Genomic DNA, 10,845 nt, shown 5'->3' with positions numbered 1-10,845 from the left:
CCACCCGTCCTGGGGCACACCACTCATCACCTTGCACTACGACGACTGCGGTCGCCTTGTCAGCGACAGCCTCGGCCGCAGCCTGACCTGGGACGCCCAGGATCGTCTGACCCACGTGGAGTTCAAGGGCAAGACCTGCGCCTACGGCTATGACCCCAGCGGCAACCTCTGTGATCGCGTGGTTGACGGCCAGCTCAGCCGGAGCTTTTTCAGCGCAGGGCAAACTACCCATGAGCAAACCGGCACAACAACCGTCCAGCACATCAGCGACGGCGCCAGCCTGTTCGCGCTGAACAGCATCACCAGCACCATACTGCTCGGTCAGGATGCCCAGGGCAGCGTGCGGATCGAAGCTGGCAGCGAAGTACGCAGCCGTCACTACACGGCACACGGCGCCGAGTCGGGCAATTCACCCGAGGTGCCTTACGGCTACACCGGCGAACGCCGTGAACCACTCACCGGCTGGTACATCCCTGCTGGCTATCGGCCTTATGACCCTTTGCTGATGATGTTTCTCAGCCCCGACAGTGAAAGCCCGTTTGGCCGTGGCGGTCTCAATCCGTATACCTACTGTGGGGGCGATCCGGTCAATCGCATCGACCCCGACGGCCATAGCTCGGAAACCTGGTTGCTCGCAGGCTTCGGGCTGGTGCTAGGAGTTTTGGCTACCGTGGCCAGCTTCGGTGCAGCGGCCCCGGCTTTCGCCGCTGTCTACAGCGCCGGCCTCGCCGGACTCACCGCCAGCGGTGCCATGGCAATGGGGGCTGCCACTTTGGGGGCAGTTTCACTGGGCACCGGTATTGCCTCCACTGCGCTGGAAGCCGTTAACAAGGACTCAAAAGCCGCCGGCATCCTGGGGTGGGTTTCCTTAGGCACAGGGTTGGTAGGCAGTGGTTTGCAAGTAGCACCGAAGGCGACTGCCAAGCTAACAAATGTGCTGGGAAGATCTGCGGGGCGTGGCACCTCGAAACTTGGTACCTCAAAACTTGGCAACTCCAGCACAATGAAAACAGTCGGAGAGTCGACAGCCATCTACTTTAATGGTGCGGACAAAAGTGACGTTGTGTTTCACAACAAGTTACTGGGTACCGATGTAGCGGCATTTGAAACCCATGGAAAGTTACGAACCGGTAAACTAATGAGCGTATCGGGAAGATTCGAGGATGCAGAAAGCGTCGCAAACAGCAGCATCAGACCTTGGCTGGAAGGAATAGATTACCCAGAGGGCAAGGAGATTGTGCTTTTGGCGTGCCACGGAGGTGGTTCCGGCGCAGCGCAGAAAGTCGCCAATACCTTGCGTCGTCCAGTCGAAGCTTTTGACCGAGCTATCTACTTAGATGACCCTAGGTACATGCAAAGAATCAACATCTCCTTTACTAACTCAACTTCAAACAATTTTCCCGCCGAAAAAGTTCCTTACATTGACCGCTTACTTGGCTCAGGACGAGCTTTCACTGACAAACCAAGCATGCGCATAAGCATACCTAGAACCTACTACCCTCAATGAACAGTCGAAGTTTCTTAGGCTTTGACTTAATCCATTAACCACCATTGAAGGTAGTCGCTTGCTGCGTTCAGCTACGCCGATCCAGCACATTCACCACCAACCGATCCAGCCACCCCCACAAACGCTGTTTCAGCCGCTTCCAGAACGGCCGTGCATTCCAATGATCCAGATCGATTTGCTCGCTGAGGCCAAAATCGCGCTCAAAGCTGGCCGCCACCGCAGCGGTCAGCGGTGGGTCAAGGGCCTCGACGTTGGCCTCAAGGTTAAAGCGCAAGTTCCAATGGTCAAAGTTGCATGAGCCGATGCTGACCCAGTCATCTACCAGCACCATTTTCAAGTGCAGAAAGCACGGCTGGTATTCAAAGATCTTCACCCCGGCGCGCAGCAATCGCGGGTAATAGCGATGCCCGGCATAGCGCACCGACGGGTGATCGGTACGTGGGCCGGTCAACAGCAGGCGTACATCAATACCTTTGGCAGCAGCACGGCGCAGAGAGCGACGCACTTTCCAGGTGGGGAGAAAGTAAGGGGTGGCCAGCCAGATCCGCTGCTGGCCGCTGTTCAAGGCCCGTACCAGCGATTGCAGAATGTCCCGATGCTGACGGGCATCAGCGTAGGCCACCCGGCCCATGCCCTGACCGCAGTCCGGTACATGGGGCAGGCGTGTCAGGCCAAAATGGGTGGGCGGTCGCCAAGCGGTGCGGCGCAGGTTTGCGCGCCACTGACGATCAAAGAGCATCTGCCAGTCGGCCACCAAGGGCCCCAGCATCTCGACCATGACCTCATGCCATTCGCTGACGTCCTGGTCCGGCACCCAGAACTGGTCTGTCACCCCGGTGCCACCCACCACCGCCCAGGATTGATCGACGATCAACAGCTTGCGGTGGTCGCGGTACAGGTTGCGAAAGCCGCGACGCCAACGCAGGCGGTTGTACCATCTCAGCTCTACGCCAGCGGCGAGCAGACGCTGGCGCAAACTCAGGGTGAAGGCCAATGCGCCATAGTCATCAAACAGACAACGCACTTGCACGCCACGCTCGGCAGCTTGAACCAATGCCTGAACCATGGCCTCGGCACAAGCACCCGCCTCGACCAGGTACAACTCCAGATCAACCTGCCGCTCAGCCCGCACAATGGCGGTGAGCATACGCGGAAAGAACGCAGGGCCATCGATCAGTAATTCGAACCGGTTGCCATCTCGCCAAGGGAAGACCGGTCCGGCCATATCAGCGCGCCGTGAAGATCAACACCGCGGTCACCGGCACCGACGGGCTGATGGACTTGAGCCCGGCCAACTTGCGCAAGGTCTCAAGGCCCGGAAGCAAATCGAACTCCTCGGCACGCAACATCAAGGGTTCAAGGGTCACCACTTGAAAGCGCCGCTCGTCCAGGCGAGTAGCCAGCAACAACGTGTTGTAGCTGTGTTTTTTGCCGTGCAGCTCGACAGTCAGCGGCAAGCGCAGCTCTACCTGAGCACCGTTGGCCAGATCATTGATGGGCCTGAGGTCGATCTGAGCAGTGACCTTCGCTTCAGGGAAGCGGGCAAATTCAAACAAATCCTTGCGCATGCGCTCATCACGCAATGGCACGCTGCTGCTGTTGGAGTCCATCTCGATCTGCAACTGAGCCGCACCTTTGCGGTCGACCTTGCCGTGCAGCACCAGGAAACGATGGACTTCGGCGGTGTCGCCATTTTTGCTGGTAACGAACGACAAGCGTGACGATTCGCCATCCAGGTGCCAGTTGGCGTGGGCCGAAACACTCACCAGGGTGAGCAAGGCCAGTAAAAGACGGGGCAAAGAGAACATGAGCAATCCTGTAGCACAGAGGCCGTCAACCTTACCCGCCTGCCCTCACGGCAGCAAGCCGCAGCCCTCACGCAGACCCTGCCAGCGTGCTCGGCGCTCAACACCCAGGCCCTCGGCAACAACCGTGCGCGTGCTCGTCTCCTCCAGCAGCCGGCTCAACGGCAGGTACTGGCGCACATAGGCCTGGCAGTACGGTGCATCAAAGTTCATGACGAAGCGACAGGAACAGTACTCCTTGGCCGAATAGCCACTGAGAATGCCAGTAAAGTCGGCCAAGGCCTGGCGCTCATACCAGGCCCAGCCGCTAATGCTCAGCAACAACAGCAGCATCACGCGCTTCATAGCCGCCCCTCGGTTTGTGCCGCCAGCACACGCTTGAGCAGTTCGTTGTGCTGAAACTGCCCGTCACGGTCATCGGCGAAGCGCACCACCACCAGTCGTTCCTGGGGCAGCACATACAACGCCTGGCCCCAGTGGCCCAAGGCAGCAAAGGTATCGGCGGGGGCATCCGGCCAGGGCCGCCCGGAACCGGGTAGCGGCTGATTGAGCCACCAATGACCGCCGGGATTGGCCTCGCCTGGTTGGGCGCTGGCCTTGGCAAACGGGGTGCGATTGAACGTCACCCAATCTTTGTGCAGCACTTGCTGCGCTTGCCAGCGACCGTCACGGAGCATGAGCAAACCGACACGCGCCAAGTCGCGTGCCGTCATGTACAGATAAGAGGAACCGACAAAAGTACCGCTGGCATCACGTTCCCAGACCGCTGAAGTGATCCCCAGCGGCGTGAACAATGCTTCCCACGGGTACTGTGCATAGCGGTCAGGGCCGACCATGGTGCGCAGCGCCGCCGCCAACAGATTGCTATCGCCACTGGAGTAAAGAAATCGCTGGCCCGGCTCGGTCACCGCCGGGCGCGCCGCAGTGAAGGCGGCCATGTCCGTACGCCCACGGGTGTAGAGCATGGCCACCACCGAGGAATGCAATGGCGCGTACTCATAGTCTTCCTGCCAGTCCAGGCCACTGGCCCAATGCAGCAAGTCTTGCAGGCGGATCTGCGAATGCGCTTGTAGGGGTGGATAAAAGCGTGCAACCGGATCATCAAGTTGAAAGCGCGCTTCACGGTGAGCCACGCCCAGCACCGTGGCCAATACACTTTTGCTGACCGACCACGTCAGATGAGGTGTCAGGGCGCGGGTAGGAGCGACGTACTGCTCGAATATGATTTGACCGTTCTTGATGACCAACAAGGCATCTGTGCGTACACCTTCACGGGTGCTGTCGTTGCGCGGCGCAAAAGCATAAGCCTGAACCTGCTGCCAGGCCGAGCTGTTGGCATTAACGGCCTGCTGCCAGTCCGGCACTGGCCACTCCTCCTGAGCCAAGGCCTGAGCACTGCTTAATACGAGGCCGAGCCACATCGCCGAAAGCATTTTTTTCATGCGGTGTCGCTCTGAACCAAGGTGTACCCAGCTTAGTGGTGCTTCATGACAATCCCAAGGAGGCCCAGCCCCTGTGGGAAGAGGCTGGCTGTGGGAGCGGGCTTGCCCCGCGAATGCGGCTTTGAGAGACACATCGTATCGCGGGGCAAGCCCGCTCCTACCAAACGAGTTACAAAGACGCCCAAGCCTTGGCCAAACGCTTAGCCCGTGCTGCACTAGCGATCTCCAACAGCCCCTGATCACGCTGCCACAGCGTCGCCCACTCGCCAGGCGTTTGGCTCAGCGCCAGGTTGAGTTCGTCCTTGAGCGCAGCGAACTGTGTAAACAACCCACCCAACAGCACATGGCAGGCACTGGAGTCAGCACATTGCCGACTGCCTTCGGCACAGCCGCCAAGTAAGCCGATCAACCGTAACAGCAGGGTTTGTGACCAGCCAGACTCGTGACCGACTCCATAGAGCCAGGCACACAGGGCACTGAGCACATATAAGTCTTCAAGAGTGCGGAACGGTTTGACATAAGCATCCCAACCATCCCCCGCCAAACGCTCGCACAGGGCCTGGTCCAAGTGCAGGCGGGCATGGCCGACTTCCGGCATCAGTGGCAACGCCGGCAGCGGCTCCAGACGAACGCCGGGCTCTCCCGGATAAACCACCGTCAGGCTCAACTGCGGCGCCTCGCCCACCGGCTCACTGCGGGCAGCCACTAACAACCAGTCTGCGTCCAGCCCTGCGGTGACGAAATCCTTGCTGCCGCTCAGGCGCAAATCTTCCAGACGCACCTGCATGTCCGCCGGGCGCACGCTGCGCCGCTCACTGGCGCACAAGGCACCGAGGCTGGCCGGGGCGCTCGGCCAAAGCATGCGCAATGCCGCTTGGTAGCCCACCAGAAAAGCCAACCCCGGTGTCGGCATGGCCCGCCCGCCCAGCACCGCCAGCTCGAACGGGCTGACCGTATCCAAACGCGCCAGCAGGCTGCTGTAGGTCTCGCCAAGATCAGTCGACAGGGGATGTCGCAGTGGATCGTTGAGTCGTTGTAGCCAGGCCATCATCGTGCTCCTTGAGGGCTGTCATACAAGCATCACCAAAGGTTCATGGGGGTGACACCCCCTCTACCTAGGCTGAGCTTGCACAACAAAGTCGACCGGCCGCAACCCCTTGGCTGGCTTATGGAGACTCGTAATGACTCGAATCGCCCGCACCAGCGACAACAGCACTGAACGCCGTCTGCAAGCCGAACGCCTGGTTGGCCCGGCCGCCCTGCAAGAGGCGCAGGCGCTTCGTTACAACGTCTTCAGCGGCGAGTTCAAGGCCAAACTCAAGGGTGCCGAACTGGGCCTGGACATGGACGACTACGACATCCACTGCCGCCACATTGGCGTGCGCGACCTCAGCAACGGCCGCCTGGTTGCCACCACGCGTCTGCTCGACCACCAGGCCGCCAGCAGTCTGGGCCGTTTCTACAGCGAAGAGGAATTCAGCCTGCACGGCTTGAGCGGCTTGCAGGGCCCGATCCTGGAACTGGGCCGTACCTGTGTCGACCCAGCCTACCGCAACGGTGGCACCATTGCCGTGCTCTGGGCGGAACTGGCCGAAGTGCTCAACGAAGGCCGATACAGCTACCTGATGGGCTGCGCCAGCATCCCCATGCAAGACGGCGGCGTCCAGGCCCATGCGATCATGCAGCGCCTGCGGGAACGCTACCTGTGCACCGAACACCTGCGCGCCGAACCGAAGAAGCCGCTGCCCAGCCTAACCCTGCCCGGCAACGTCATCACTGAGATGCCACCGCTGCTCAAGGCCTACATGCGCCTGGGCGCGAAGATCTGCGGGGAACCCTGCTGGGACGAAGACTTCCAGGTCGCCGACGTGTTCATCCTGCTTAAACGCGACGAGTTGTGCCCACGCTATGCCCGGCACTTCAAGGCAGCCGTCTGATGCGCCGCCTGCGCGTGCTTGCACGCCTGCTGCGTGTACTACTGGTGGTGCTGCTAGGCGTGGCCATGGCCACCTTGTTTTCGATGTATGAACGGCTGGGCATCGCCGCCTCCAGCGAACGCCGCCAGCGCTGGTCGCAACTGTTCATGCGCAAACTGAGCAACGCCCTGCCCTTCAACGTTCGTGTGGTGGGCCAGGTGCCGCAGCAACCGATGCTGTGGGTCAGCAATCACGTATCCTGGACCGACATCCCCCTGTTGGGCATGCTCACACCCTTGTCGTTTCTGTCCAAGGCTGAAGTTCGCAACTGGCCGGTAGCCGGCTGGCTGGCCCACAAAGCCGGGACCCTGTTCATTCGCCGCGGCGGCAGCGACAGCCAAATGCTCCGCCAGCAGATCAACCAGCACTTGCAAGATGCCTGTGCCCTGCTGATTTTTCCGGAAGGCACCACTACAAACGGGCGTAGCCTGCGCACCTTTCATGGTCGCCTGTTGGCGAGCGCCATCGACACCCAAGCGCCGTTGCAACCAGTGGCGCTGCGTTATCGACGGGACGGCCGGATCGATGCCCTGGCGCCGTTCATCGGCGACGATGACCTGCTCTCCCACTTGATGCGCTTGCTTTCCCATGACTGCGGCGAAATAGAGATCCAACTGCTCACGCCCATACCGAGTGCGGGCAAAGAGCGCGCAGCGCTGGCGTTTGAAGCCCAACAAGCTATTCAAGTGGCCTTGTTTGGTGCCGAACAACCCGTCGCACAACCGCTGCGCCGGGCCAAAGCCGCCTAACGCTGAGCTAGGGCCTTCCCGGCGAAGGCCTGCAGCTCGGGGTAAAACGCCCGGAAGTCGTCCATTAAAGGCGAATACAACGCCTCAACGATTTCCAGCGCGCCCGCCATCCCTTCCGGGCGTGACAAGCGTCTGGCGATTCCTCGGAACACCGGGCCCAACACGTCAAAGTCACGGTATGAGCCGAGCCAGTCATCTGCGGCCATGTAGGGTGCGATCTGCGCCAGACGCCCAGGCAGTTCCGCTTGTGCCGCCAGCACCTGGTACACCCTGCCGGTGAACTGTTCCAACGGTTGCTCGGCATAATCCTGCCAGTGCAGCGCCAGGCAATGATCGAAGAACACATCCAGGATGATCCCGGCATAGCGCCGCCGTTCTCGCGGAAAACGGCCAAGGGCTTGCAACACCAACGGATGAGCGTCGGTGAACACGTCAATCTGCCGATGCAGGCGAATCGCTGCCTCCAGAGGTACTGGATAGCGTCCGGCCAGCGGTCCTTTGACGAAGTCCCCATACAAGCTGCCAAGCAATTGCTCGGGTTGTTGGCCGCCAAGGTGTAAGTGCGCGAGGTAGTTCATGTGCGCAGTCTAGCATCCGCCACCTTCATATCGTTATAACCCGATATAGCGATTTACGCTGAGCTAAGCACTTCTTCATATTTGTATATCGCGAAATACCGATTTATATTTCGCCACATCGCGATATACCGCTACACAACCATGAGCCCAACCATGCCTCTCGATCTCGACGAAATAATAAAAGCCCTGGCCCACCCAGTACGGCGAGAAATCCTCAACTGGCTGAAAGACCCCGAAGCGCAGTTCCCTGACCAGCACCACAGCACCGAACACGGTGTCTGCGCCGGCCAGATCGACCAACGCTGCGGCCTTTCGCAGTCGACCGTCTCGGCCCACCTGGCAACCTTGCAACGCGCAGGGCTGATCAGCAGCCAGAAGATCGGGCAGTGGCATTTTTTCAAGCGCAATGAGGAAACCATCCAGGCCTTCCTCAAGCAGATGAGCCAAGAGCTCTGACAAGGATCTTGCAATGCCCCTATCACTCATCATCCTGGCGCTGAGCGCCTTCGCCATCGGCACGACCGAGTTCGTCATCATGGGCCTGCTGCCCGATGTGGCAACTGATTTAGGCGTATCGATTCCTGGCGCCGGCTGGCTGGTTACCGGTTACGCCCTGGGCGTGGCCATCGGTGCGCCGTTCATGGCCCTGGCCACCTCAAAGCTGCCGCGTAAAGCGGCGCTGATCGCCCTGATGGGTGTGTTCATCGTCGGCAACCTGCTGTGTGCGGTGGCCAGCGACTACAACCTGCTGATGTTCGCACGGGTGGTCACTGCCCTGTGTCACGGTGCCTTCTTCGGCATCGGTTCGGTAGTAGCCGCCAGCCTGGTCCCAGCCAACCGCCGTGCTTCGGCCGTGGCCCTGATGTTCACCGGCCTGACCCTGGCCAATGTGCTTGGCGTACCGCTGGGTACCGCGTTGGGTCAGGAATACGGCTGGCGTTCGACCTTCTGGGCCGTGACCGCAATCGGTGTCATTGCCCTGATCGGCCTGATTCGCTTCCTGCCGTTTCGCCATGACGAGGAAAAACTCGACATGCGTGCTGAACTGGCCGCCCTCAAAGGCGCCGGCATCTGGTTGTCACTGTCGATGACCGTGCTGTTTTCGGCGTCGATGTTTGCCTTGTTCACTTACGTTGCACCACTGCTGGGCGATGTCACCGGCGTGTCGCCACGCGGTGTGACCTGGACCCTGCTGTTGATCGGCGTAGGCCTGACCGTGGGCAATATCATCGGCGGCAAACTGGCCGACAAGCGTCTGGGCGCCACTCTGGTCGGGGTATTCGCCAGCATGGCGGTGGTCTCTACCGTGCTGAGCTGGACCAGCACAGCCCTGATCCCGGCCGAAATCACTTTGTACCTCTGGGCCACCGCTGCCTTCGCCGCCGTACCGGCGCTGCAAGTCAACGTGGTGACCTTCGGTAAAGCTGCACCGAACCTGGTGTCGACCCTGAACATTGGCGCCTTCAACCTGGGCAATGCCCTGGGCGCCTGGGTTGGCGGCACTGTAATTGCTCAAGGACTGGGCTTGACTCGCGTACCACTGGCCGCTGCCGCCCTGGCGGTGCTGGCCCTGATCGTCACCCTGATTACCTTCAGCCAGCGCGGCAACAACGCCGAACTGGCACCTGCTACTCATTGATCAGCCTTGAGGTTTGTATGACGACTATTTTCGATCCGATCACCCTGGGCGACCTGCAATTGCCCAACCGCATCATCATGGCCCCGCTGACCCGTTGCCGCGCCGATGAAGGCCGCGTCCCCAACGCGTTGATGGCCGAATACTACGTACAGCGTGCCAGTGCTGGCCTGATTCTCAGCGAAGCCACCTCAGTCACCCCGATGGGTGTCGGTTACCCCGACACCCCAGGCATCTGGTCCGATGCCCAGGTACGAGGCTGGACCAACGTCACCAAAGCCATTCACGCTGCTGGCGGCCGTATTTTCCTGCAGTTGTGGCATGTCGGTCGCATCTCGCACCCGCTCTACCTTAATGGCGAAACCCCGGTAGCCCCGAGCGCGATCCAGCCCAAAGGTCACGTCAGCCTGGTGCGCCCACTGGCTGACTACCCAACGCCACGCGCGCTCGAAACTGCTGAAATCGCTGACATTGTCGAGGCCTACCGCACCGGTGCCGAGAATGCCAAGGCTGCCGGTTTTGACGGTGTAGAAGTGCACGCAGCCAATGGCTACCTGCTTGACCAATTCCTGCAGAGCAGCACCAACCAGCGTAACGACCAATATGGCGGCTCACTGGAAAACCGTGCCCGGCTGTTGCTGGAAGTGACCGATGCAGTCATTGACGTGTGGGGCGCGCAACGCGTAGGCGTGCACCTGGCGCCACGGGCCGACTCCCATGACATGGGTGACGCCAACCGTGCTGAAACCTTCACCTACGTCGCCCGTGAACTGGGCAAGCGTGGCATTGCCTTTATCTGCTCGCGCGAGAAAGAAGGTGATGACAGCATTGGCCCGTTGATCAAAGAAGCCTTTGGCGGCCCTTACATCGTCAACGAACGCTTCACCAAAGCCAGCGCCAATGCTTCGCTGGCCAGCGGTAAGGCCGATGCCGTGGCCTTCGGTATTCCGTTCATCGCCAACCCTGACCTCCCGGCCCGGTTGGCAGCCGATGCACCGCTGAACGAAGCACGCCCGGAAACCTTCTACGCCAAAGGCCCGGTCGGCTACATCGACTACCCACGCCTGTAAAACGGTGGGAGCGGGCTTGCTGTAGGAGCGGGCTTGCCCCGCGATGGCGATTTATCAATCAACATCGCATCGCGGGGCAAGC

General features: G+C 60.5%; 12 protein-coding genes. 6 read left to right on the top strand and 6 right to left on the bottom strand.

Annotation, left to right across the window (positions count from 1 at the left end; genetic code table 11):
* A partial coding sequence (locus E1573_RS22745; protein WP_133216800.1) for an RHS repeat-associated core domain-containing protein occupies positions 1–1,507 on the top strand: 1,507 nt, incomplete at its 5' end.
* A 67-nt stretch (positions 1,508–1,574) separates the two neighbouring features.
* On the opposite strand, the gene E1573_RS22740 is transcribed toward E1573_RS22745, so the two are convergent.
* The 5 genes from E1573_RS22740 to E1573_RS22720 all read right to left on the bottom strand — a co-directional run bounded on the left by E1573_RS22740 (position 1,575) and on the right by E1573_RS22720 (position 5,802).
* The gene (locus E1573_RS22740; protein WP_133216799.1) at positions 1,575–2,732 is read right to left on the bottom strand and encodes a phosphatidylserine/phosphatidylglycerophosphate/cardiolipin synthase family protein; all 1,158 of its coding nucleotides are present in this window, start codon (positions 2,730–2,732) and stop codon (positions 1,575–1,577) included.
* Between the two features lies 1 nt (position 2,733).
* Positions 2,734–3,315 (bottom strand): YceI family protein, encoded by a 582-nt coding sequence (locus E1573_RS22735; protein ID WP_133216798.1) that lies wholly within the window; start codon positions 3,313–3,315, stop codon positions 2,734–2,736.
* 45 nt (positions 3,316–3,360) lie between these two features.
* Positions 3,361–3,657, bottom strand: a complete 297-nt coding sequence (locus E1573_RS22730; RefSeq protein ID WP_133216797.1) for an amidase — start codon at positions 3,655–3,657, stop codon at positions 3,361–3,363.
* On the bottom strand, positions 3,654–4,745 hold the full coding sequence (locus E1573_RS22725; RefSeq protein ID WP_165957376.1) for a serine hydrolase: 1,092 nt from the start codon (positions 4,743–4,745) through the stop codon (positions 3,654–3,656). The genes E1573_RS22730 and E1573_RS22725 overlap by 4 nt, the downstream gene beginning before the upstream one ends.
* Positions 4,746–4,923: 178 nt before the next feature.
* Positions 4,924–5,802: an acyl-CoA dehydrogenase gene (locus E1573_RS22720; protein WP_133216795.1), complete on the bottom strand. Its 879-nt coding sequence runs from the start codon at positions 5,800–5,802 to the stop codon at positions 4,924–4,926.
* Positions 5,803–5,935: 133 nt separating this feature from the next.
* Between E1573_RS22720 and olsB the strand changes: the two genes are divergently transcribed.
* Both olsB and E1573_RS22710 read left to right on the top strand, forming a co-directional pair.
* Positions 5,936–6,691: an L-ornithine N(alpha)-acyltransferase gene (gene olsB, locus E1573_RS22715; RefSeq protein WP_133216794.1), complete on the top strand. Its 756-nt coding sequence runs from the start codon at positions 5,936–5,938 to the stop codon at positions 6,689–6,691.
* The gene (locus E1573_RS22710; RefSeq protein ID WP_133216793.1) at positions 6,691–7,479 is read left to right on the top strand and encodes a 1-acyl-sn-glycerol-3-phosphate acyltransferase; all 789 of its coding nucleotides are present in this window, start codon (positions 6,691–6,693) and stop codon (positions 7,477–7,479) included. Before olsB ends, E1573_RS22710 begins: the two co-directional genes overlap by 1 nt.
* Here E1573_RS22710 and E1573_RS22705 read toward each other — a convergent pair.
* Complete coding sequence (locus E1573_RS22705) at positions 7,476–8,057, bottom strand: ACP phosphodiesterase (protein ID WP_133216792.1); 582 nt, start codon at positions 8,055–8,057, stop codon at positions 7,476–7,478. The genes E1573_RS22710 and E1573_RS22705 overlap by 4 nt on opposite strands.
* Before the next feature lie 153 nt (positions 8,058–8,210).
* Between E1573_RS22705 and E1573_RS22700 the strand changes: the two genes are divergently transcribed.
* The 3 genes from E1573_RS22700 to E1573_RS22690 are packed head-to-tail and all read left to right on the top strand — an operon-like array spanning position 8,211 to position 10,763.
* Positions 8,211–8,513: a helix-turn-helix transcriptional regulator gene (locus tag E1573_RS22700; protein ID WP_133216791.1), complete on the top strand. Its 303-nt coding sequence runs from the start codon at positions 8,211–8,213 to the stop codon at positions 8,511–8,513.
* A 13-nt stretch (positions 8,514–8,526) separates the two neighbouring features.
* The gene (locus E1573_RS22695) at positions 8,527–9,696 is read left to right on the top strand and encodes an MFS transporter (protein WP_133216790.1); all 1,170 of its coding nucleotides are present in this window, start codon (positions 8,527–8,529) and stop codon (positions 9,694–9,696) included.
* Positions 9,697–9,713: 17 nt separating this feature from the next.
* On the top strand, positions 9,714–10,763 hold the full coding sequence (locus E1573_RS22690; RefSeq protein ID WP_133216789.1) for an alkene reductase: 1,050 nt from the start codon (positions 9,714–9,716) through the stop codon (positions 10,761–10,763).
* Positions 10,764–10,845 lie beyond the last annotated feature (82 nt).

This window comes from Pseudomonas sp. H9, assembly GCF_004353925.1.
GTDB lineage: Bacteria > Pseudomonadota > Gammaproteobacteria > Pseudomonadales > Pseudomonadaceae > Aquipseudomonas.
This window is presented reverse-complemented; position numbering and strand designations above follow the sequence as displayed.

Excerpts from the sequence above, each read along its gene's own strand:
- E1573_RS22740 (WP_133216799.1), bottom strand. The coding sequence starts at position 2,732 with ATGGCCGGACCGGTCTTCCCTTGGCGAGATGGCAACCGGTTCGAATTA.
- E1573_RS22735 (WP_133216798.1), bottom strand. The coding sequence starts at position 3,315 with ATGTTCTCTTTGCCCCGTCTTTTACTGGCCTTGCTCACCCTGGTGAGT.
- E1573_RS22730 (WP_133216797.1), bottom strand. The coding sequence starts at position 3,657 with ATGAAGCGCGTGATGCTGCTGTTGTTGCTGAGCATTAGCGGCTGGGCC.
- E1573_RS22725 (WP_165957376.1), bottom strand. The coding sequence starts at position 4,745 with ATGCTTTCGGCGATGTGGCTCGGCCTCGTATTAAGCAGTGCTCAGGCC.
- E1573_RS22720 (WP_133216795.1), bottom strand. The coding sequence starts at position 5,802 with ATGGCCTGGCTACAACGACTCAACGATCCACTGCGACATCCCCTGTCG.
- olsB (WP_133216794.1), top strand. The coding sequence starts at position 5,936 with ATGACTCGAATCGCCCGCACCAGCGACAACAGCACTGAACGCCGTCTG.
- E1573_RS22710 (WP_133216793.1), top strand. The coding sequence starts at position 6,691 with ATGCGCCGCCTGCGCGTGCTTGCACGCCTGCTGCGTGTACTACTGGTG.
- E1573_RS22705 (WP_133216792.1), bottom strand. The coding sequence starts at position 8,057 with ATGAACTACCTCGCGCACTTACACCTTGGCGGCCAACAACCCGAGCAA.
- E1573_RS22700 (WP_133216791.1), top strand. The coding sequence starts at position 8,211 with ATGCCTCTCGATCTCGACGAAATAATAAAAGCCCTGGCCCACCCAGTA.
- E1573_RS22695 (WP_133216790.1), top strand. The coding sequence starts at position 8,527 with ATGCCCCTATCACTCATCATCCTGGCGCTGAGCGCCTTCGCCATCGGC.
- E1573_RS22690 (WP_133216789.1), top strand. The coding sequence starts at position 9,714 with ATGACGACTATTTTCGATCCGATCACCCTGGGCGACCTGCAATTGCCC.